Annotated in this window: 22 protein-coding genes; 8 read left to right on the top strand and 14 right to left on the bottom strand. The window is 73.2% G+C overall.

What is annotated here, in order from left to right; genetic code table 11:
• Positions 1 to 149: 149 nt before the first annotated feature.
• The 3 genes from M446_RS10140 to M446_RS10130 all read left to right on the top strand — a co-directional run bounded on the left by M446_RS10140 (position 150) and on the right by M446_RS10130 (position 3,361).
• On the top strand, positions 150 to 827 hold the full coding sequence (locus M446_RS10140; protein ID WP_043701070.1) for a LuxR C-terminal-related transcriptional regulator: 678 nt from the start codon (positions 150 to 152) through the stop codon (positions 825 to 827).
• Positions 828 to 1,204: 377 nt separating this feature from the next.
• Entirely contained in the window at positions 1,205 to 2,365 is a 1,161-nt protein-coding gene (locus M446_RS10135) for a PAS domain-containing protein (RefSeq protein WP_012332009.1), read from the top strand.
• 45 nt (positions 2,366 to 2,410) lie between these two features.
• Complete coding sequence (locus M446_RS10130; RefSeq protein ID WP_012332008.1) at positions 2,411 to 3,361, top strand: alginate O-acetyltransferase AlgX-related protein; 951 nt, start codon at positions 2,411 to 2,413, stop codon at positions 3,359 to 3,361.
• A gap of 163 nt (positions 3,362 to 3,524) precedes the next feature.
• Here the strand turns inward: M446_RS10130 and M446_RS10125 are convergent, their stop codons facing one another.
• Positions 3,525 to 4,019 (bottom strand): DoxX family protein, encoded by a 495-nt coding sequence (locus M446_RS10125; RefSeq protein WP_012332007.1) that lies wholly within the window; start codon positions 4,017 to 4,019, stop codon positions 3,525 to 3,527.
• Positions 4,020 to 4,192: 173 nt separating this feature from the next.
• Here M446_RS10125 and M446_RS37045 point away from each other — a divergent pair, with 173 nt between their 5' ends.
• Positions 4,193 to 4,420: a hypothetical protein gene (locus M446_RS37045; protein WP_012332006.1), complete on the top strand. Its 228-nt coding sequence runs from the start codon at positions 4,193 to 4,195 to the stop codon at positions 4,418 to 4,420.
• Positions 4,421 to 4,441: 21 nt separating this feature from the next.
• Here M446_RS37045 and M446_RS10115 read toward each other — a convergent pair whose 3' ends face one another.
• From M446_RS10115 to M446_RS10055, 13 genes are all read right to left on the bottom strand, one after another.
• On the bottom strand, positions 4,442 to 5,734 hold the full coding sequence (locus tag M446_RS10115; protein WP_012332005.1) for a multidrug effflux MFS transporter: 1,293 nt from the start codon (positions 5,732 to 5,734) through the stop codon (positions 4,442 to 4,444).
• 92 nt (positions 5,735 to 5,826) lie between these two features.
• Positions 5,827 to 6,906 (bottom strand): biotin-dependent carboxyltransferase family protein, encoded by a 1,080-nt coding sequence (locus M446_RS10110; protein WP_012332004.1) that lies wholly within the window; start codon positions 6,904 to 6,906, stop codon positions 5,827 to 5,829.
• Entirely contained in the window at positions 6,903 to 7,625 is a 723-nt protein-coding gene (locus tag M446_RS10105) for a 5-oxoprolinase subunit B family protein (RefSeq protein WP_012332003.1), read from the bottom strand. The genes M446_RS10110 and M446_RS10105 overlap by 4 nt, the downstream gene beginning before the upstream one ends.
• Positions 7,622 to 8,404: a LamB/YcsF family protein gene (locus M446_RS10100; protein WP_012332002.1), complete on the bottom strand. Its 783-nt coding sequence runs from the start codon at positions 8,402 to 8,404 to the stop codon at positions 7,622 to 7,624. Before M446_RS10100 ends, M446_RS10105 begins: the two co-directional genes overlap by 4 nt.
• A gap of 195 nt (positions 8,405 to 8,599) precedes the next feature.
• A complete protein-coding gene (locus tag M446_RS39685) occupies positions 8,600 to 8,929 on the bottom strand; it encodes a DUF559 domain-containing protein (protein WP_083784659.1) in 330 nt (109 codons plus the stop codon).
• Position 8,930: 1 nt separating this feature from the next.
• Positions 8,931 to 9,635: an ABC transporter ATP-binding protein gene (locus tag M446_RS10090; protein WP_043702219.1), complete on the bottom strand. Its 705-nt coding sequence runs from the start codon at positions 9,633 to 9,635 to the stop codon at positions 8,931 to 8,933.
• Entirely contained in the window at positions 9,628 to 10,362 is a 735-nt protein-coding gene (locus tag M446_RS10085; RefSeq protein ID WP_012332000.1) for an ABC transporter ATP-binding protein, read from the bottom strand. Before M446_RS10085 ends, M446_RS10090 begins: the two co-directional genes overlap by 8 nt.
• Positions 10,359 to 11,393, bottom strand: coding sequence for a branched-chain amino acid ABC transporter permease (locus tag M446_RS10080; RefSeq protein WP_012331999.1), 1,035 nt, complete (start codon positions 11,391 to 11,393; stop codon positions 10,359 to 10,361). The genes M446_RS10085 and M446_RS10080 overlap by 4 nt, the downstream gene beginning before the upstream one ends.
• Positions 11,393 to 12,271, bottom strand: coding sequence for a branched-chain amino acid ABC transporter permease (locus tag M446_RS10075; RefSeq protein ID WP_012331998.1), 879 nt, complete (start codon positions 12,269 to 12,271; stop codon positions 11,393 to 11,395). The genes M446_RS10080 and M446_RS10075 overlap by 1 nt, the downstream gene beginning before the upstream one ends.
• A gap of 104 nt (positions 12,272 to 12,375) precedes the next feature.
• Positions 12,376 to 13,626, bottom strand: a complete 1,251-nt coding sequence (locus tag M446_RS10070) for an ABC transporter substrate-binding protein (protein ID WP_012331997.1) — start codon at positions 13,624 to 13,626, stop codon at positions 12,376 to 12,378.
• A 32-nt stretch (positions 13,627 to 13,658) separates the two neighbouring features.
• A complete protein-coding gene (locus M446_RS10065) occupies positions 13,659 to 14,468 on the bottom strand; it encodes a putative hydro-lyase (protein WP_012331996.1) in 810 nt (269 codons plus the stop codon).
• Positions 14,469 to 14,581: 113 nt separating this feature from the next.
• Positions 14,582 to 15,475 carry a LysR family transcriptional regulator gene (locus M446_RS10060; RefSeq protein ID WP_012331995.1) on the bottom strand — a complete coding sequence of 298 codons (894 nt, stop codon included), beginning with the start codon at positions 15,473 to 15,475 and terminating at the stop codon, positions 14,582 to 14,584.
• Between the two features lie 88 nt (positions 15,476 to 15,563).
• Positions 15,564 to 16,013: an Lrp/AsnC family transcriptional regulator gene (locus M446_RS10055; RefSeq protein WP_012331994.1), complete on the bottom strand. Its 450-nt coding sequence runs from the start codon at positions 16,011 to 16,013 to the stop codon at positions 15,564 to 15,566.
• A gap of 140 nt (positions 16,014 to 16,153) precedes the next feature.
• Here M446_RS10055 and M446_RS10050 point away from each other — a divergent pair, with 140 nt between their 5' ends.
• The 4 genes from M446_RS10050 (at position 16,154) to M446_RS10035 (ending at position 20,026) form a co-directional block, all read left to right on the top strand.
• Complete coding sequence (locus tag M446_RS10050; RefSeq protein WP_012331993.1) at positions 16,154 to 17,419, top strand: D-amino acid dehydrogenase; 1,266 nt, start codon at positions 16,154 to 16,156, stop codon at positions 17,417 to 17,419.
• Positions 17,420 to 17,498: 79 nt separating this feature from the next.
• A complete protein-coding gene (locus tag M446_RS10045) occupies positions 17,499 to 17,990 on the top strand; it encodes an urease accessory protein UreE (RefSeq protein ID WP_012331992.1) in 492 nt (163 codons plus the stop codon).
• Positions 17,983 to 18,735 carry an urease accessory protein UreF gene (locus M446_RS10040; protein WP_012331991.1) on the top strand — a complete coding sequence of 251 codons (753 nt, stop codon included), beginning with the start codon at positions 17,983 to 17,985 and terminating at the stop codon, positions 18,733 to 18,735. The genes M446_RS10045 and M446_RS10040 overlap by 8 nt, the downstream gene beginning before the upstream one ends.
• Before the next feature lie 109 nt (positions 18,736 to 18,844).
• A complete protein-coding gene (locus M446_RS10035; protein ID WP_012331990.1) occupies positions 18,845 to 20,026 on the top strand; it encodes a GTP-binding protein in 1,182 nt (393 codons plus the stop codon).
• Positions 20,027 to 20,028 lie beyond the last annotated feature (2 nt).

Genomic DNA, 20,028 nt, shown 5'->3' with positions numbered 1-20,028 from the left:
CCGCCCCCGGGAGCAAGGGACGGACCATCTCCCGCCGGATCCCGATGCGGCACCGCCGCAGCCATCGTCCCGGTGGAGGAAGACGCGACACTATGGACGGTATGCCCCTCCTGCCCATACAACAGCCCAGGGAGATGAAAGATCTGAGCATGGTTCAACAGACGGCGCCCGTGGCCCTGATCGCCGACGACGACGAGTTCTTCCGTCTGGCGATGGTGGCGATCCTCAATCGGAGCCTTGGCTTCGGCGAGGTCGTCGAGACCGGGTCGCTGGACGCAGCCCTGGACCAGCTCGCCCAGCGGGCGAACGGCATCACCCTCGCCCTGTTCGACCTGGCGATGCCGGGCATGGAGGGGCCGGGCAGCCTGAGCGCGGTGCGGGAGTGCTTCCCGTGGGTGAAGGTGGCGGTGGTCTCGGGATCCAGCGAGCGGCACAAGATCCTGGCGGCCCTGGAAGTGGGCGTGCACGGCTACGTGCCCAAGGGGCTCGGCTCCTCGGAACTGACCCGGGCGGTGGGCATGATCCTCGACGGGCAGATCTACGTGCCGCCCTCCCTGGCGGTGCTCGACGGGCCGGCCCGCCCGGCGGCGCCGCGCGCCGCGCCCGACTCGGAGAGCCTGCGCCCCGGGCGCACGGTCGAACTCACGCCGCGGCAGCGCGACGTGCTGGCCCTGCTCGTCGAGGGGAAGTCGAACAAGGAGATCGCCCGGCAATTGCAGCTCGGCGAGGGCACCGTGAAGGTGCACATGGCGGCGCTCCTGCGCAGCCTCGGCGTGCAGAACCGCGCCGCCGCCGCGGTGGTGGGCGCGCGGCTCCTGTCCGGCTGACGGGTCCGGGCGGCCCGCCCGGCGCGCGGCTCCGGGCCGCCGATCCTCTCCGCACGGTCGGGTCCGGGACCGGTGGTGCGTCCGCGGGGATCATGAGCTGCGCCGCTCCGGCGCCCGAAGGCTGTAGGCCGTCGGGGCGCCGCGACTGCCCCCACCCGCGGCGCGCCGGAACCATCCGCCCCGCCTCGCGCTAACTCCCGGAGCGCCCTCCGGCGCGAGCCCGCCCGCATCCAGGCCGACAGTACCGACCGTATGATACGTTCTGGTTGTGCTACCCGTCCCCGCATGGGACAAGGCGGGTCACCGGTCGACCGCGAGCCGGCGGCGGGCGGTGTGCGCCGCGGAGCATGAGGCGGGACGAAGGCCAGAGCGCGGCGATGGACCAGGATGCGATAGGATCCGACGCCATCCGGGCCGCGCTCGCCCTCCTGCTGCAGCAGCCTCAGCTGCGCAAGTCGCCCCAGCTCTCGACCTTCCTGTCCTACGTGGTGGGCGAGAGCCTCGCGGGACGCGGCAGCCTGCTGAAATCCTACACCATCGCCACGGACGCCCTCGGCCGGCCGGCCAATTTCGATCCGGCGACCGACGCCATCGTGCGGGTGGAGGCGCGGCGGCTGCGCCAGGTGCTGCAGCAGATCTACGAGGATCCCGCCTGCCCCCTCAGCGTGCGGATCGAGCTGCCGCTCGGGCGCTACGAGCCGACCTTCACGCGGATCACGCCGGCGACCTCCCGCAATCCCGTCCCCGACCCCGAGGCGAGCCTGCGCGAGAGCGAGCAGCGCTACCGCGCCCTCGTGGAGGCGAGCGCCGCCATCGAGTGGCGGGCGAGCCCCGACGGACGCTTCATCCGCAGCTTCGGCTGGACCGCGCGGACCGGCGAGCCCGAGGACCGGCTGCGCGACGAGGGCTGGCTCGACGCGCTCCACCCCGAAGACCGGGGCCGGGCCACCGAGGCCTGGGCGCAGGCCCGGCGCACCGGCGAGCCCCTCGAGATCGCCTACCGGGTCCGGCACCGGGGCGGGCATTACCGCTGGATGCTGGCGCGCGGCATCCCGATCGAGAATCTCGACGGCAGCATCCGCGAATGGGTGGGCACGCTGTCGGACATCCACGAGCAGGAGACGGCCGAGGAGGCGCAGCGCGCCCGCAGCGAGGGCCTGCGGCTCGCCCTCACGGCCGCCGGCCTCGCCGCCTGGGAGCTCGACCCCGAGACCCGGTCGGTGTGCTGGTCGCAGCCGCCGCCGGACCGGATCGAACCGCCCGGCGAGGCCGCGCCCCGGGGCGGGCCGGCCGAGGAGGAGCCGCTCGACGCGTGGGTGGCGCGGCTCGACCCCGCGGACGGGCCGCGCCTGGTCGCGGCCCTGGAACGCGCCCTGCGGGGCGGGGGCGACGTCGATCTCGTCTACCGCAGCCGCGCGCCGGCCGAGCGGCCCCGCCGCCTCGCCTGCCGCGGCGGCCTCGTGCGCAACGCCCGCGGCGAGGCGCGCCTCGCCGGCGTCGTGGCGGATGTCACCGGGCGCGCGTCGCCGCTGCCTTGACCGCGCCATGGCGGGGCGCCAGGGAGCCCCGGCGGAGGGTCGATCGTGGACGGCGGCATGGTGCACGAGGGGCGGGACGGCTGGCTGTTCCTGGTCGGCGGGAACAACGACGTCCTCGCCCAGTACAGGCGCTCCTGGCGCAGCTGGGCCCATGACTGGCGCTGGCGCCGGGTCGTCGTCGAGCGCGCCGATCGCTGCCGCCGCCTCGGGATCCGCTATCTCCACGTCGTGGTGCCCGAGAAGCTGACGATCTACGACAACCTGACCAAGGGGCTCGCCGTCGATGTCGAGGCCTCCCCGGCGCACCGCCTGCGCCGCTGGCTGGCGGGGTCGGGCGCCGCGGGCGCCTACGTGGACCTCGTCGGGCCGCTGCGGGCGCAGCGGGACGCGCAGCAGCTCTACTTCCGCACGGACAGCCACTGGACGCATGCCGGCTGCTACATCGCCTACGAGGTGCTCTGCCGGCGCCTCGGCGTGGCGCCCCGCGAGGATCTCCGCCTCGACCGAACCCTGCCGGAGAAGCCGCTCTGCGGCGACCTCGGCGACAAGCTGACCCCGCTTCGCTTCGAGAGCTTCGTGCCGCACGCGCTGCAGCGGGACGCGGCGCGGGTCTACGCGAGCGACCTCGTGCGCGACTTCGAGGCGATGGACCGGGTGGGGGAACTCCATCTCGGCACGCACATCGTCTTCAGCAACGACTCGCCCGCCGCGGATCCGCGCCGCATCGTCCTGTTCGGCGATTCGTGCTCCCATTTCCGCTGGGAGGTCTATAGCGGCTTTCTCACCGGCATGCTGGCCGAGACCTTCCGGGAGGTCCATTTCCTGTGGACCCCGGGGATCGACTACGAATACCTGCGGAAGGTCAGGCCCGACGTGGTGGTCAGCGAATTCGCGGAGCGCTTCCTGGCACGGCTTCCGCCGAAGCGCTTCCACCGGGCAGTGCTCGCCCGGCTGGTGCGCGAGCGCAAGGGCCTGGTTCAGCCGGCCTCCGCCTGATCGCCCGACCGCGCGCCGGCGCGACGCCGTCGGGCGCCCGTCATTCCCGATCCGCTTGGTCCCTTCGGCATGGCCGATCGGGGCTTCGCTCACGCGCCGCGCGGGCTCACGCGCCGCCGCGGGCTCGGGATCCGGGATCCGCTTCGATCGACCGGATCCCGGATCAGGCCGCCGCCCGGGCGGCCTTGGGACGAGGCGCCGCGCGCTTCCTCGCGGCCGGAGCCGGCGGCGGGGCCGTGCGGGCCCCCTGCCGCCAGCCCTCCCAGCTCCACGCCCCGGGCCCGGCCGCCGCCGCGAGCAGGAGGCCGCCCGCGAGGCCCGCCTGCGCGAGGAAGAGCTCCCGCTCGATGAGCGCGCTGGCGCCGGTGAAGTCCCAGAACCGGTGCAGCAGCAGGCCCATCACCAGCGTGTGCGCCGCCAGCGTCCACCCGGTCAGGCGCGGCAGCACGCCGAGGGCGAGGGCGAGCGGCCCGAAGATCGTGACGATGACCGAGCCGGTCGCGACCGCGTGCGGGGCCGGCATGCCGACCGAGGCGAGCGTCAGGGCGAAGCCCGAAGGGTTCAGCGCCCGGGCGATCCCGGGCGGGAGCAGCGCCGCGGCGAGCAGCACGCGCCCGGCGAGCAGGATCCCGTCGCGATTGCGTCCCTCGCCAGCCATGCGCCGATCCCCGCTTCTCCGGCGCCATTCTCGCCCGCCCGCCTCAAGGGCCCGTTAACGGGCGGCGGCTCCCGGCGGCGGCGCACGCGGGTCGCTTTTCATGCATCGTTTACTTGAGATCCTTATCACTTACCTATCGTCATGCGCGCATCCTGGCGAAAGAGAGATAGATCATGCTCACCTCCTCCTTAGTCAGTAAGAAGGCCCAAATCATCCTCGAGACGGAGCAGTCGATCCCGGTCAGCCTGGAATCCATCACGGAGGCCGGAGCCGTGATCATCGTCGACAACCCCTACGCGCTGCCGGAAGCCTTCACGCTGAAGTACCGGCGCGACAAGGCGCCGTGCCGGGTGATGTGGCGCCAGCCGAACCAGGTCGGCGTGCGCTTCGAGCAGCCCTGAGCCGCCCCGCCCGGGCCGGCCTCAGCCGCGGGCCGGGTGGGACATCGCGCCCGATCCGAACAGGCGGCCGCGCTCCGTCCAGAGCACCACCGCGAGGGCCGCGCCGCTGAGGACGCAGTAGCCGATGCCGAGCGGGATCACGGTCCCGTTGAAGGATTGCCCGACGAGGAGGCCGCAGAAGGCCGCCAGCAGGGTCGTGTAGAAGCCGATGAAGGACGAGGCGGTGCCGGCGATCGCCGCCTGCGGCTCCATGGCGATCGCGTTAAAGTTCGGCATGGCGAAGCTGAGCAGGAACTGGCAGCCGGCGAGGGTGAGGATCAGGAGCGGCAGCGGCGGCCGCCCCGCGAAGGCGAGCATCAGGCCGAGCTGCAGCAGCGCCATCCCGCACAGGCCGACGAGGCCGCCATGCGAGAGGCGCCGCATGCCGAAGCGGCGCACGAGCCGGGCGTTGATCAGGGTGGCGACGCCCATCGCGCCCGCGATGAGCCCGAAGGCGACCGGGAACAGGCGGCCGAGCTGGTAGATGCCGGTGTCGAAGATCGCCTGGGCTGAGCCCACATAGGCCATGATGCAGCCGGTGAGCAGGCCCAAGGCCGTGGCGTAGCCGAGGGAGGCGCGGGTCGCCGCCACGGTGGCGATGCCGCCCGCCACCGCCCCGAGATGCAGGGACCGCCGATAGGCCGGGTGCAGGGTCTCGGGCATGCGCCAGCCGAACCAGAGCAGCGCCACCACCGCGAGGGCCAGCATCGCCCCGAAGATCAGGCGCCAGTGCCCGACCTCCAGGAGGACGCCGCCCATCGCCGGGGCGAGGATCGGGACGATCAGGAACACCATCATGCAGAAGGACATGACCCGGGCCATGTCGCGCCCCTCGAAGCGGTCGCGCACGATGGCGACCGCCAGGATGCGCCCGGCGGCGCCGCCGACCCCCTGCACGGCCCGGGCGAGGAGGAGGAGTTCGAAGCTCGGCGCCAGCATGGCGAGCACGCTTCCCGCGAGGTAGATCACGGTGCCGCCGATGAGGGCCGGACGGCGCCCGACCGAGTCCGAGAGCGGCCCGTAGGCGATCTGCGCCAGCCCGAAGCCCAGCATGTAGACGTAGACCAGGAGCTGGGGCCGGTTCGGGTCCGTGAGGGCGAAGTCGCGGGCGATCGCCGGGAAGGCCGGCAGGAAGCTGTCGATGGTGACCGCGGTGAGCCCCATCACGAAGGCGGTGAGCGCCACGAACTCGACGAAGCTGGGGCCGGTCCAGGGCTTCGGCGCGATGACCCGCGCGGGGATAAGCGTCGAATCCTTGCTTGGCTCAGCCGTCATGGGGCGCTCCGCCGCCGGCGGCGCGCCGGCGGCGGAGCGATGCCGGAGGCGGCCCGCCCCGGCAAGGCGGGGAGCGACATGCCAGCCCTGCCTCAGGCCCCCCCGTCCGAGGCTCCCCCATCCGAGGCTCCCCCGTCCGAGGCCCCTCCATCCGAGGCCCCCCCATCCACGACGCCGCCGATCAGGTTGCGCCCGAGCAGGAATTCCGGGCTGAACCGCGTCCGCACCAGGGGCTCCAGGGCGACCGGCGGCGCCAGGGCCGCGGCCTCGGCCCGGCGCGCGGCGACCGCCTCGGCGACCGAGACGGCCTGGAAGCGCAGGCGCGTGCCGGCCTGGGCCTGGGCGAGGCGGCCGAGATCCGGCCCGATCACGGTCGCGATCTTGGGGTAGCCGCCGGTGGATTGCCGGTCGGCCATCAGGACGATCGGCCTGCCCTCGCCGGGCACCTGCACGGCCCCCATGGCGATGCCGTCCGACACGATGTCGAAGCCGCGCGCGTGGACGAGGGGGGCTCCGTCGAGGAAGCAGGCCATGCGGTCGCCCCGCGGCGTCACCGTCCAGGGACCGGCCAGGAAGGCGGCGAACTGGTCCGGGGCGAAGTAATCGTCCTGCGGCCCCGGCACGACGCGGATCACCTCGGGCGGCCGGTCGAGCCAGGGGGCGGCGAGGCGGTGGATCTCCGCCGGGCCGGGCCGGGGATCGCGCACCGGCAGCAGGTCGCCCGCCCGCAGGGCGCGGCCGTCGAAGCCCCCGATCCGCGAGCGGGTGTGGGTCGCGGTGGCGCCGAGCACCGGCGGCACGTCGATCCGGCCGGCGAGCGCGAGGTAGCACCACGCCCCGTCGCGGCCGGCCCGCAGCGCGAGGGTGGCGCCGGGGCGCAGCGTCAGGGAAGCGGCGGGCGGCACCGGCTCGCCGTCGAGGCTGACGCGGAAGGCCCCGCCCGCGAGGGCCACGCCGAGCGGGGCGCCCTCGGCCGTCACCTCGATGCCGGCGAGCGAGACTTCGATCGCGGTCGCACCGGCGGGCCGGTCGAGGGCGCGGTTGGCGGTGGCGTGCGCGAGCGGGTCCATCGGCCCGGCCGCGGTGATGCCGTAGCGCAGGTAGCCGTGGCGCCCGGCATCCTGCAGGGTGGCGCCCGCACCGGCCGAGAGGACGCGCAGGCCCGCGCTCATGCGGCCTCCCGGCGCCGGACCGGCTCCCCCGCCTCCGCCCGCGCGTCGAGGCGCGCGAAGGTCGCGGCGTCGACGGGCTCGAAGCGCAGCGTGTCGCCGACCGCGACCGGGAAGGGGTTCTCGCGGGCGGGCGCGTAGAGCCGCTCGGGCGTGCGGCCGATCACGTACCAGCCGGTCGGCATCGGCACGCTCGCCACCGCCGCGAGGCCGCCGCCGATCATCAGGGCATTGGCCGGGTGGGGCGGGCGCGGCGCCTTGCGGCGCGGCAGCGCCAGTTCCGGCGGCAATCCGCCCAGATAGGCGAAGCCCGGGGCGAAGCCGTACATGTAGACGCGGTAGCGCGCGCCGCTGTGGAGCGCCACCACCTCCTCCACCGGGCGCCCGACCGCCTCCGCCACCGCCGCGATGTCCTCGGCGCAGACCGGATCGTAGCAGCAGGGCAGGATCCAGGCCGCGCCGGTGTGCCGGACCTGCCCGGGCCACTGCTGCGCGAGGTCCCGCACCCGCGCCGCCAGGGTCTCTCGGTCGAGGACCAGGGGATCGTAGTGGATCATCAGCGAGCGGTAGGTCGGCACCGTCTCGCGCAGGCCCTCGGGCGGGTCGGCCCGGAGCGCGTCGTCGAGGGCGAGCACCCGGTCGCTGATCGCCGGGTCGACCCGGTCGCCGAACTCGGCGACGAGGGCCGCCTCGCCGGAATCGAGGAGGCGCGGGGCGGTCATGGTGCGGGCCGGACCGGCGCCGGCCGGAACGGCGCGAGGGTGACGCCGGCCGCTTCGAGCGTCGCCCGCACCGCCCGGGCGGTGGCGACGGCGTTCGGGGAATCGCCGTGGACGCAGATCGAGCGGATCGGGGTCTGCAGGCGCTTGCCGGAGGCGGCGATGATCGCGCCCTCCTCCACCATGGCGGCGACGCGGGCGGCGGCCTCCCGCGGCTCCTCGATCAGGGCGCCGGGCTGACCGCGGGGGATGAGCTGGCCCTCCTCGGTGTAGCCGCGATCGGCGAAGATCTCCTGGTGGATCTCGAGGCCGAGGGCCTCGCCGGCCCGGACCTGGGCGGTGAGCGCGATGGCGAGGAGCGCGAGGTCGCGGTCGACGGCGCGCACGGCGCGGGCGATGGCGCGCGCCACCTCCTCGTGGGCCGCGGCGTGGTTGGCGAGCGCCCCGTGGGTCTTCACGTAGGTGACGCGGTGGCCCGCATAGGCGGCGAGGGCCTGGGCGGCGCCGACCTGGTAGGCGACGATCCGCTCGATCTCGGCCGGGCTGTAGGGCAGGACGCGCCGGCCGAAGCCCCAGAGGTCCGGGAAGCCGGGATGCGCCCCGACGGCGACGCCGTTCTCCGCCGCGAGCGCGAAGGTGCGCGCCATGATCTGCGGGTCGCCCGCGTGCATCCCGCAGGCGACGTTCGCCGAGGTGACGATGGCGAGCATCGCGGCATCGTCCCCGCAGCGGTAATCGCCGAAGCCTTCGCCGAGATCGGAGTTGAGGTCGATGGTGGGCATGGGATCGTCCGTCTCCTTCCGCGGGCCCCGCCGGTGCGCGGGGATCCCCTCTCCGGTGCGGGGCAGGGGTGAGGGCCGAGGTGGTTGAGCATGAGGAGGAAGGCGTGCCGTGGCCGGCACCGCCGCTTCAACCCGCCGGCCGTCCGGTCCGGGCCCCTCACCCCTGCCCCGCACCGGAGAGGGGATCCCCGTGCCTCAAGCGGCGGGGCCCGCGGATCCGACGCTGCGCCGGAGCACCGCGTCGGGGTCCCTCGGAACCTCGTTGCGAAACCGCAGGATCGCGTCGCCGCATCGCTCGATCTCCTCGGTCCGTCCCGCGTCGGATACCTCGTGCCAACCGTGCTGCCGGCCGTCGGGTTCGACTCCGAGCCGGTGCCCGGCCCAGGGACAACCGACCGTATACTGGAGCACCGGCCCTCGCCTCCCGATTGTGAGGCCGCGACGGCGCCGCCCGCGCCGCGGCTGCGGCCGCGCGTCCTCCGCCGAGGTCGGGCCTTGCCGAAGCCGGCGCGGCGCGCCCGCCACCTCAGATCCCCAGATAGGCCCGCCGCACCTCCGGATCGTCGCGCAGGGTCGCGGCGGGGCCGGAGAGGATCAGGCGGCCGGTCTGGAGCACGTAGGCCCGGTCCGCGATCGCGAGCGATTCGGCGAGCCGCTGCTCGACCAGCAGGATCGTCATCCCGTCGGCCCGGATCGTCTCCACGGCGGAGAAGATCTCGTCCACGAGCTTCGGCATGATCCCCTGCGAGGGCTCGTCCAGCATCAGGAGCCGCGGCCGGGTCATCAGGGCGCGGCCGATCGCCAGCATCTGCTGCTCGCCCCCCGACAGGGTGCCGGCCCGCTGCGGCAGCCGCTCCTTCAGGCGCGGGAACAGGGCGAAGACCCGCTCCAGGGGCCCGTCCGCGTCGGGCTGGCCCCGGTAGAGGTAGCGCCCGAGCCGGAGGTTGTCGGCGACCGAGAGGCGCGGGAACAGGCGCTTGTTCTCCGGCACGTAGGCGACGCCGCGGGCGGTGATCAGGTGGCCCGGCAACCCGTCGAGGCGCGCCCCGTCGAACAGCACCTCGCCCGCGCGCGGGCGCTCCATGCCGGCGATCGACTTCAGCAGGGTCGACTTGCCGGCCCCGTTGGCGCCCGCGACCACGACGATCTCGCCCCTGGCCACCTCCAGGGACACGTCCTGGAGGGCGAGCAGGCCCTGATAGGCCGTCGAGAGGGAGCGGACCTCAAGCAGCACGGTGGCGATCCCCCAGATAGGCGCCGATCACGGCCTCGTCGCGCACGACCGCCCGGGGCGGCCCCTCCGCCAGCACCCGGCCGAGATGCAGCACGACGGCGCGGTCGACGAGGGGCATCACCACCTCCATGACGTGCTCGACCATGATCACGGTGATGCCGCGCTCGGCCACGCGGCGGATCAGCTCGACCCCGGCCTTGGCCTCGCTCGGGGTGAGGCCGGTCAGCACCTCGTCGAGGAGGAGGAGCCGCGGCTCCGTGGCCAGCGCCCGGGCGACCTCCAGCCGGCGCTTCTCGGGCGGGGTGAGTTCCCCCGCCACCGCCTCGGCCCGGTGGGCGAGGCCGACCGTCTCCAGGGTGGCGAGCGCCGCCGCGCGGGCCTCGGCGGCGCGGGCGCGGCGCACGAGGCTGCCCACCGTCACGTTCTCGACGACGTTCATGGAGTCGAAGGAGCGCGGGACCTGGAAGGTGCGGGCGATGCCCGCCCGGCAGCGCTCGGGCGCCGGCAGGCCGGTGATGTCGCGCCCCTCGAACAGGATGCGCCCGCGCGTCGGCCGGTAGACGCCCGAGATCAGGTTGAACAGGGTCGACTTGCCGGCGCCGTTCGGCCCGATCAGTCCGAGGATCTCGCCCCGGCGCACGTCGAGGCAGACGTCGTCGTTGGCGACGTGGCCGCCGAAGCGAAGGGTCACGTGGTCGGCCTGGAGGATCGGGGTCTCGCTCACGGCGTCGCCTCCTGGTTGCGGGCCGCGCGGCTGCGGGCGAACAGGCTCAGCACCCCCTCGGGCCGGGCGAGGGCGACCACCATCACCAGCGCCCCGTAGAGCATCAGGTCGAGGCCGTTGCCGGAGCCGCCCAGGTAGGAGCGGCTGATCTCGGTGAGCGGGATCAGGATCGCCGCCCCGACGAGCGGCCCCCAGAGCGTGCCGATCCCGCCGAGCACGGCCGGCAGCGCGAAGAGCAGGGAGAAGCGGAAGCTCATCACGCTCTCCGGGTCGATGTAGGAGACGTAGGCCGCGTAGAAGCCGCCGCCGACCGCCGTGAAGAAGGCCGAGACCGCGGCGGCGGCCATCTTCGAGCGGAAGACCTCGACGCCGAGGCTGCGCGCCGCCTCCGCGTCGTCCTTCACGGCCCGCCACCAATAGCCCCAGCGGGATCCCTCGATCAGGTAGGTGACGAGCCAGACCGCCGCGAGCAGGCCCAGCGCGAAATGGGCGTACGGGACCTTGTCGCGGGCGAATTGCAGGCTCCACCAGGAATCCGGGTTGAAGGGCCACTGGATGCCCATGGCGCCGCCGACGAAGTCCCAGTTGTGCACGAGGAGGAGGCCGATCTCGGCGATCACGATGGTGGCGATCGAGAAGTAGTGGCCGGCGAGGCGGAAGCACGGATAGCCGAGGAGCAGCGCCACCAGCGCCGAGGCGACGCCCCCCGCCAGCATGCCGGCCCAGGGCAGCAGGCCGTAGGTCACAAACAGCACGCTGGTGAAGTAGGCGCCGATTCCGAAATAGAGCGCGTGGCCGAGCGAGATCTGGCCGCAATAGCCGCCCAGGATGTTCCAGCTCTGCGCCAGGGCCGCGTACATCAGGGTGAGGATCAGGACGTTCTGCAGGTAGACGTCCCTGATGCCGTAGGGCAGGGCGGCGAGCGCGGCGAGGACCGCGAGCCCGACGAGGAGCGTGCGGCGGCGCCGGGCGGCGTGGCCGTCCGGGGCGCGCGCGGCGGCCGCGACGGGCGCGAGGGTGGTCGAACTCATCAGAGCCTCCCGAACAGGCCCTGCGGGCGCACGAACACGACCGCGAGGTAGAGGGCGTAGACGCCGACCGACTTGAGGGAGGGCGGCAGGATAACGGCCGTGAAGGCCTCGACGAGGCCGACCACGATGCCGGCCACCAGGGCGCCCGCGACGCTGCCGAAGCCGCCGAGCGCCACCGTGACGTAGGCGATCAGCGCGAAGCTCGCCCCGACCTGGGGGTGGATGTAGTAGAACACCGCCAGCACCGCCCCGGCGAGGCCGACCAGGGCGGCCCCGAGGCCCCAGCCGAGGGCGAAGACCCGGGTGCGGTCGATCCCCACCAGGGCGACGGCGCCCTGGTCCTCGCGGGTGGCTTCGAGCGCGCGCCCGAAATCGGTCCGGCTCATCAGGAGGTGCAGCCCCCCGAAGGCGGCGAGCGAGACCACGGCGCCGAAGATCTGCGGCCAGGGCAGGAAGACGCCGCCGAGGTCGAGGGTGCGCCCGCCGAGCCACGTGTTCTGGACATTGCGGTAATCGGGCGTGAACAGGTACTGCGCGGCGCCCTGGAGCAGGATGGCGAGCCCGAAGGTCGCGAAGATCTGCACCATGCCCTGGTTGGCCTTGGCCCGCATGGCGAAGCGCACGACGCCCAGATAGGCGGCCGCCCCGAGCACGAAGAGCAGGGCCGCCACCAGCGGCATCAGCACCACGGGATCGAGGTGCGTCAGGAGCACGAGCCCGAAGGTCGCGTACATGGCCAGCATCAGGAACTCGCCGTGGGCGAAGTTCACCACGTCCATGAGGCCGAAGATCAGCGACAGGCCGACCGCGATCAGGGCGTAGATCAGGCCCATCAAGAGGCCGCTCGCCAGCACCTGCGCGAGCGCTTGGGTGGTCATCGGGATCTCCTCTGCGATCGGGTCCGGGGGCTCCCGCTCGCGCGGGCGGCCGCCCCTCCCCCGCGGGAGGGGCGCGCCCGCCCGTCATCCCCGGGCGGGCCGGATCACGCGTTCATCGGCCAGAGCGCGGGGGCGACGGCGGCCTGCTCGGGGAAGACCGTGACGAACTTCGTGCCGACCCATTGCAGCAGCACCGGATCTGCATCGGTGTTCTGGCCGTCCGGCCCGAAGGCGACCCGCTTCCAGGGCATGATGGTCTGGGTGCCCGGGATATCGGTGGCCGCCAGCGCGGCGCGGATCTTCTGGCCGTCGGTCGACCCGGCGCGGTTCAGGGCCTCCGCCAGCACCAGCATCGCCATGAACTGGCGCGAGGAATTGTCGTTGAGGTCGCGGTTCGCCCGCGCCCGGTAGAGGTCGTTCACGGCCCCGACCGAGGGGCGCTTGGCCGCGAGGTCGAGGGAGAAGCTGCCCCGCGAGATCAGGCCCTGGAGCTTGTCTCCGACCGTGTCGTAGGTGACCTTCTCGGCGAAACCCGCCGCCTGCGCGATCATGCTCTTCGGCTTGTAGCCGAGTTCCGCCATGGTCTTGGTGAGCAGGATCGCGTCGGTCGTGTAGCTCGTCGGCAGCAGCACGTCGGCGTTGGCGCTCTTGAGCTGCTGCACTTCGGCGGTCAGGGAGGGCGAGTTGGTCTTGTACTTGACATCCGCGGCCACCTTGTAGCCGCGCTCGCCGGCCAGCTTGCGCTGCACGGTCGAGGAATCGACCCCGTAGATCGTGTCCTCGAAGAACAGCGCGACCGAGTCGATCTTCTGGCCCTTCTTGCGCATCGCGTCCAGGAAATCGAACATCGCGGCCGAGAACATCTCGTCGTGGGCGGCCGGACGGAAGAAGTACTTCAGGTTCTTGCGATGCAGGCTGGGCGAGGAGGAATCCGCGCAGACGAAGGGCACGCCGTAGCGCTCGGCCGTGGCCGAGACCGTGGCGGAGACCGCCGACTGGTAGCAGCCGACCAGGGCCGCGACCTTGTCCTGGGTGATCAGGCGCTCGGCCTCGGCGCGGCCCTTCTGGGGATCGGCCTGGTGGTCGGCGAAGACGAGGCGGATCCTGGCGCCGCCGAGCCCCGGCAGGCCGGTGCCGCGGGCGAGCGGCAGGTCGAGGTCGTGGTTCTGGTTGACGATGTCGAGGGCGGTCTCGATGGCGTGGCGGGCATCCACGCCCACCTGCGCGCTCGCTCCCGACATCGCGTAGAGGACGCCGACGACGACCTCGTCCGCGGCGCGGGCGGGCGCCGCGCCCATCCCGGAGAGGGCCAGGGCGCCCGCGCCCCCGACCAGTAGATCCCGACGACGAATCATGCGCGTGCCTCCAGGGTGTGAGTGGGACAGGGTCAGAGCACCGCGAACTCGCTGTTGCGGCGGTCGGTGACGAGCATCGCGCCCGGCGCGTGCGTGATCGCGAAGGACGGTTTCGAGGCGGCGATCACCGATTGCGGGGTGACGCCGCAGGCCCAGAAGACCGGGATCTCGTCCGGCGCGACCCGGACCGGGTCGCCGTAATCGGGCCGGCCGAGGTCGCGGATGCCGATCGCCTCCGGCAGGCCGAGATGGACCGGCGCCCCGTGCACGGCGGGGAAGCGCGAGGTGATCTGCACCGCGCGGATCGCCTGGGCGGGGGTCAGCGGGCGCATCGAGACCACCATCGGGCCGGCGAAGGGGCCGGCCGGCCGGCACGGGACGGTGGTGCGGTACATCGGCACCCGCACGCCCATCTCGACGTGGCGCAGGGGCAGGCCGTCCTCGACCATCGCGGCCTCGAACGAGAAGGAGCAGCCGATCGCGAAGGCCACGAGGTCGTCGCGCCAGAGATCCGCGACGTCGAGGCGCTCCTCCACCATCTCGCCGTGCCGCCAGACCCGGTAGCCCGAGACGTCGGTGGCGATGTCGAGATCCTCGCCGAGTTCCGGGATGCGCCGGTCGCCGGGCGCCGAGACGCCGATGATCGGGCAGGGCTTCGGGTTGCGCTGCGCGAAGAGCAGGAAGTCGGTGGCGAGGTCCTTGGGCAGGACCGCGAGGTTGGCCTGCACGTAGCCGTGCGCGAGACCGGCCGTGCTGCCGACGATCTCGCCGCGGCGGCAGGCGAGCCGGGCCTCGTGGCCGGTCAGGCGGGCGCGGTCGGCCGGGTTCCGGAGGAACGTCATCGGTGGCGGCACTCCCTCTGCCCGGGCACCCCTATGCCCAGGAATGCGGCATGGTCACATTCTGTGCGGTTAAGTGCCAATCGCGATTTCGCATCGAAATCGATAAGCGGAGCTTATTCCACGGCGATCCCCGCCGCCACCGCGCAGGCGAGGCGGGCGGCGGGCGCGGCGAGGCCGCAATCCGGGGTGTTGGCGTAGGTGGCCGTGAAGTCGATGTCGGGCAGGCGCGCCTGGGTGTTGAGCACCCGCAGCTGCCCGCTCTCGATCTCGCGCCGGACGATGTCGGGCGGGATCACACAGATGCCGATGCCTTCGAGCGTCATGCGCACGATCGTGGAGAGCGAGGCGTTGCTGTAGAGCCGCGGCGGCGGCAGGTTCGAGCGCGCCAGCAGGTCGTGGAGCTGGACGTAGGGGTTGGTGTTCTTCGGGTAGGTGATGATCGGGTGGCGCACGAGGTCGGTGAGCGCCACCTCGCCCTCGCCGAGATCGAGCTGCGGCGCGGCGATCCAGGCCACCGCGTAGCGGCAGAGTGGCAGGTTGACGAGGCTCGGCATGGTGATCGGCCCGACCAGGAAGTCGAGGTCGAGTTCGCGGCGGATCAGCGCGTCGCGCATGTTGGGCGAGATGTCGACCGAGAGATCCACCGTCACGCCCGGATAGGCCTGGCTCATCGCCTCGATGAAGCGCATCAGCCACGTGTGCACGATGGTCTCGGAGACCCCGAGCCGCAGCACGCCCCGCATGGTCTCGGGGCTCGCGATGGCGCCCATCATCTCGGTGCGCAGGCGCAGGAAGCGCTCGGCGTAGACCAGGAGGTCCCGCCCCTTGGCGGTGAGGCAGACGGAGCGCGCCCGCCGCTCGAACAATCTGACGCCGAAGGTCTCCTCCAGGGCCGCGATCCGCTGCGACACGGCGGGCTGGGTCGTGTTGAGCCGCTCGGCCGCTTGGCGGAAGCTGCACAACGTCGCCGTCCAGTAGAAGACTTCGAGGCTCCTCAGATCCACCATCGCGCCCCCCGGCGGCCCGGGCCGCAGGATCCTGACTGCAGGATCCTGCAGCCGGGGTGCCGCAGCAAGGACCGTACCGGGACCAGCCTCAGCGCGGGCCGCGGACCACCGTGCGGATCGCGAAGCTCGACTGGATGCGCGCGACGCCGGGCAGGCGGGAGAGCACCTCCTTGTGCAGGCGCTCGTAATCGCCCGCGTCCCGCACCTCGATCCGCATCAGGTAATCGGCGAGGCCCGTCATCAGGTAGCACTCGCGCACCTCCGGGCAGCGGCGCACCGCCGCCTCGAAGCGGTTGAGGAACTCCTCCGTCTGCCGGTCGAGGGTGATCTGCGTCAGCACCACGAGCGGCGCGGCGGCGTCCGGCTCGTCGATCAGCGCCGTGTAGCCGCGGATGACGCCGCTGCGCTCCAGGAGCCGCAGCCGCCGCAGCGTGGCGGAGGGCGACAGCCCGACCGAGGCGGCGAGGTCCGCGTTGCTGATGCGGCCGTCGCCGCGCAGGACGCGCAGGATGCGCGCATCGACCTCGTCCCGCACCATCGGCAGATTCTCTCGCGTCGCGCCAGGAGATTGCGTGTGAGGCCATCGTACCGCAGATCCTGCGCCTGTCAGGCGGGACATTCGACGATCCTTGCGCGAGACTGGCGCCCTGCTCGTTCCGAACGTTTGGGGGCCGTGCGATGCGCGTTCTCGTCCTGGGTGGCGGCGTTGTGGGTGTGACCTCGGCCTATTACCTCGCCCGGGCCGGGCACGAGGTCACGGTGCTCGACCGCCAGCCCGGCGCGGGGCTGGAGACCAGCTTTGCCAATGCGGGCCAGGTCTCGCCCGGCTACTCGGCCCCCTGGGCGGCCCCCGGCATCCCGCTCAAGGCCATGAAGTGGCTGATGATGCGCCACCGGCCGCTGGTGCTCTGGCCGCAGCTCGAGCCGCGCCTCTACGGCTGGCTCGCCCGGATGCTCGCCAATTGCACGCAGGAGGCCTATCAGCGCAACAAGGGCCGCATGGTCCGCCTCGCCGAGTTCAGCCGCGACGCCCTTCGCGACCTGCGCGGGGAGACCGGCATCGCCTACGACCACCGCGAGAAGGGCACGCTCCAGCTCTTCCGCACCCGCAAGCAGCTCGACCATGTCGGCGACGACACCCGCGTCCTCGACGCCTACGGGGTCGCCTACGAGGTGCTGGATCCGGAGGGCTGCATCGCCGCCGAGCCCGCGCTCGCGCGGGTGAGGGACACGTTCGTCGGGGGTCTGCGCCTGCCCGGCGACGAGACCGGCGACGCGCACCTCTTCACGCAGCGCCTCGCCGCCCTCTGCGCGGACCGCGGCGTGCGCTTCCGCTTCGGGGTCGCGGTGGCGCGGCTGCACCACGAGGCCGGGCGCGTCACCGGCGTCGAGACCGCCACCGGCGAGGTGCTGCGGGCGGAGGCCTACGTGGCCGCCATGGGCAGCTACACGCCCGCGCTCCTGCGCCCCCTCGGCCTGTCGCTGCCGGTCTATCCGGTCAAGGGCTACTCGCTCACCCTGCCGGTGACGGACGAGGGCTCGGCCCCGGTCTCGACCGTCATGGACGAGACCTACAAGGTCGCGATCACGCGGCTCGGCGACCGGATCCGGGTCGGCGGCACGGCGGAACTGGCGGGGTTCAGCCAGGCGCTGCGGGGGCCCCGCCGCGCGACCCTGGAGCGCTCGCTGACGGACCTGTTCCCGGCGGGCGGCGACCTCTCCCGGGCGACGTTCTGGACGGGCCTGCGCCCGATGACCCCGGACGGGACCCCGATCGTCGGCGCCACGGCCTACGGGAATCTCTACACCAATACGGGGCACGGGACGCTCGGCTGGACCATGGCCTGCGGCTCGGGCCGGATGCTCGCCGACCTGATCACGGGCCGCCACCCGGAGATCGCGCACGAGGATTTCGCGGAGCGGCGCTACCGCCGGGCGGCCTGAGGCGTCCGGCACGGAACTTGGGTATAAGGGGCGCGAACCCGCCCGCGCCCGGTGGCGCGGGATCCCAGGATGAAGCCCCGTGTCCCACCCCACCTCCCTCCCCCGCGCGACCCGCGTGGTGCGCCGGGACGCGCTCTGCTCCGGCGAGATCGTCGACCGCATCGTCCTCGACCACGGCGAGCGGCACCGGCGCCGCGTCGCGCTGCGCGGACTCGGCGGCCTCGCCTTCCTGCTCGACCTCCCCGAGGCGACCGTGCTGGAGGACGGCGACGCGCTGCGCCTGGAGGACGGGCGGCTGGTCTGGGTCGAGGCGGCGCCGGAGCGGCTCCTCGAGATCCGGGGCGCCTCGCCCCGCGCCCTCGCGCGCCTGATCTGGCACATCGGCAACCGGCACATCCCGGCCGAGATCGGCGAGGACGCGGTGTTCATCGCCGAGGATCACGTACTGGCCGCCATGGTCGAGGGCCTCGGCGGCACCGCGACCCCGGTGGTGCGGCCGTTCCGGCCCGAGGGCGGCGCCTATGCGGGGGGCCACTCCCACGGCCACCCTCACGACCACGCCCATGGATGAGGCGGACCCGGGCGAGGCCGAGGCGGCCCAGGCTGAGGCGGCCCAGGACGGGGCCGCCCAGGACGGGGCCGCCCGCGACGCGCTGCTGCTGCTGTCCTGGCTCTCGCCCGGCTATCCGGTCGGCGCCTACGCCTATTCGCACGGCCTCGAATGGGCGGCGGAGGCGGGCGACGTGCGCGACGAGGCGAGCCTCGGCGCATGGCTCGCCGATGTGCTGAGCCACGGGGCCGCCCGCAACGACGCGATCCTGGCGGCGCACGCGCACGGGGCGGGCCTCGCGGGCGATCCGCGGGCGGCCGAGGCCCTGAACGACCTCGCGCTCGCGCTGGCGCCCTCGCGCGAGCTGCACCTGGAAACCAGCCAGCAGGGCCGCTCCTTCCTCGACGCCACCGTGGCGGCCTGGCCGGCGCCTGGGCTGGAGGCGCTCGCCACCCGCCTGCCGGGCCCGGTCGCCTACCCGGTCGCGGTCGGGCTCGCGGCCGGGGCGCACCGGATCGCCCGGCGCAGCCTCGTCACCGGCTACCTGTCGGCCTTCCTGCAGAACCAGGTCTCGGCGGCGTTGCGGCTGGCGCCGGTCGGCCAGAGCGCCGGCACCCGGGTCGTCGCGGCCCTGAGCCCCCTGGTCGCGGCCCTGGCGGCGGAGGCCGAGGGGGCGCCCCTCGACGCGCTCGGCGCCGCGACCCTGCGCCTCGACCTCGGCAGCTTCCGGCACGAGACGCAGTACAGCCGCATCTTCCGCTCGTGAGCCGGCCGCTTGACAGCGGGACCGCGCCGCCGCTTCATGCCGATCGTCGTAACGTTATAACGTACGGTATGCCGATGTCGCCCGCTCCGTCCCCCGCCTCCCCGTCACCGTGCTGTCCGGCTTCCTCGGCGCGGGCAAGACCACGCTCCTCAACCACGTGCTGAACAACCGGGAGGGCCGGCGCGTCGCCGTGATCGTCAACGACATGAGCGAGGTGAACATCGACGCCGATCTCGTGCGCGCCGCTTCCGGCCTGTCGCGGACCGAGGAGACGCAGGTCGAGATGACGAACGGCTGCATCTGCTGCACCCTGCGCGAGGACCTGCTGCGGGAGGTGCGCCGCCTCGCCGAGGAGGGTCGCTTCGACTACCTGCTGATCGAGAGCACCGGGATCGCCGAGCCGCTCCCCGTGGCGAGCACCTTCTCGTTCCGGGACGAGGCCGGGGCGAGCCTGTCGGACGTCGCGCGGCTCGACACGATGGTCACCGTCGTGGACGCGGTGAACCTGCTGCGCGATTACGGCTCCCACGAGTTCCTGCGCGAGCGCGGCGACGCGGCGGGGCCGGAGGACGCCCGCACCCTGGTCGATCTGCTGGTCGAGCAGATCGAGTTCGCGGACGTCGTCGTGGTGAACAAGGCCGAGGACGTCGGCGACGCGCAGCTGACGCAGGTGCTCGCGGTGATCCGCGGGCTCAACGCCGATGCGAGGATCCTCACCGCCGCCCACGGCCGCGTGCCGCTGGACGCTGTCCTCGACACCGGCGCGTTCAGCGAGGAGCGGGCGGAGCGCCACGCCCTCTGGTTCCGGCAGCTCCACGCGCCGGAGACCCACACCCCGGAGACCGAGGAATACGGCATCGGCTCCTTCGTCTACCGGGCGCGCCGGCCGTTTCATCCGGAGGCCTTCGACCGTTTCCTGCGGCGGACCTGGCCGGGGCTGATCCGCGCCAAGGGCCATTTCTGGCTCGCCACGCGACCGGACCTCGTGGGGGAGTTCTCGCTCGCCGGGGCGATCGTCCGCACCGGGCTGATGGGCCGCTGGTGGGCGGCGATCCCGCGCCGGCACTGGCCGGACCACCCCGAGTGGCGCCGTCTCTTGAACCGGCACTGGAGCGCCGTCTGGGGCGACCGGCGCCAGGAGCTCGTCATCATCGGCATGGGTCTCGACGAGGCCGCGATCCGGGCGGATCTCGACGCCTGCCTTGTCGGACCGGTCGGGGTCACCCGCTTCCGGCCGCAGCTCTACCGCGACCTGCCCGATCCGTTCCCGGCCTGGGACACGGCCGCCTGACC

Origin of the sequence: Methylobacterium sp. 4-46, from assembly GCF_000019365.1 — a bacterium.
In the GTDB taxonomy this organism is placed as follows: domain Bacteria; phylum Pseudomonadota; class Alphaproteobacteria; order Rhizobiales; family Beijerinckiaceae; genus Methylobacterium.
This window is presented reverse-complemented; position numbering and strand designations above follow the sequence as displayed.

What these genes read in the sequence shown, in the direction of transcription:
- M446_RS10080 (WP_012331999.1), bottom strand. Translation starts at nt 11,393, where the DNA reads ATGAGTTCGACCACCCTCGCGCCCGTCGCGGCCGCCGCGCGCGCCCCG.
- M446_RS10110 (WP_012332004.1), bottom strand. Translation starts at nt 6,906, where the DNA reads ATGAGCGCGGGCCTGCGCGTCCTCTCGGCCGGTGCGGGCGCCACCCTG.
- M446_RS10125 (WP_012332007.1), bottom strand. Translation starts at nt 4,019, where the DNA reads ATGGCTGGCGAGGGACGCAATCGCGACGGGATCCTGCTCGCCGGGCGC.
- M446_RS10050 (WP_012331993.1), top strand. Translation starts at nt 16,154, where the DNA reads ATGCGCGTTCTCGTCCTGGGTGGCGGCGTTGTGGGTGTGACCTCGGCC.
- M446_RS10115 (WP_012332005.1), bottom strand. Translation starts at nt 5,734, where the DNA reads ATGACGGCTGAGCCAAGCAAGGATTCGACGCTTATCCCCGCGCGGGTC.
- M446_RS10140 (WP_043701070.1), top strand. Translation starts at nt 150, where the DNA reads ATGGTTCAACAGACGGCGCCCGTGGCCCTGATCGCCGACGACGACGAG.
- M446_RS10075 (WP_012331998.1), bottom strand. Translation starts at nt 12,271, where the DNA reads ATGACCACCCAAGCGCTCGCGCAGGTGCTGGCGAGCGGCCTCTTGATG.
- M446_RS10055 (WP_012331994.1), bottom strand. Translation starts at nt 16,013, where the DNA reads ATGGTGCGGGACGAGGTCGATGCGCGCATCCTGCGCGTCCTGCGCGGC.
- M446_RS37045 (WP_012332006.1), top strand. Translation starts at nt 4,193, where the DNA reads ATGCTCACCTCCTCCTTAGTCAGTAAGAAGGCCCAAATCATCCTCGAG.
- M446_RS10105 (WP_012332003.1), bottom strand. Translation starts at nt 7,625, where the DNA reads ATGACCGCCCCGCGCCTCCTCGATTCCGGCGAGGCGGCCCTCGTCGCC.
- M446_RS10065 (WP_012331996.1), bottom strand. Translation starts at nt 14,468, where the DNA reads ATGACGTTCCTCCGGAACCCGGCCGACCGCGCCCGCCTGACCGGCCAC.
- M446_RS10070 (WP_012331997.1), bottom strand. Translation starts at nt 13,626, where the DNA reads ATGATTCGTCGTCGGGATCTACTGGTCGGGGGCGCGGGCGCCCTGGCC.
- M446_RS10100 (WP_012332002.1), bottom strand. Translation starts at nt 8,404, where the DNA reads ATGCCCACCATCGACCTCAACTCCGATCTCGGCGAAGGCTTCGGCGAT.
- M446_RS10135 (WP_012332009.1), top strand. Translation starts at nt 1,205, where the DNA reads ATGGACCAGGATGCGATAGGATCCGACGCCATCCGGGCCGCGCTCGCC.
- M446_RS10040 (WP_012331991.1), top strand. Translation starts at nt 17,983, where the DNA reads ATGGATGAGGCGGACCCGGGCGAGGCCGAGGCGGCCCAGGCTGAGGCG.
- M446_RS10060 (WP_012331995.1), bottom strand. Translation starts at nt 15,475, where the DNA reads ATGGTGGATCTGAGGAGCCTCGAAGTCTTCTACTGGACGGCGACGTTG.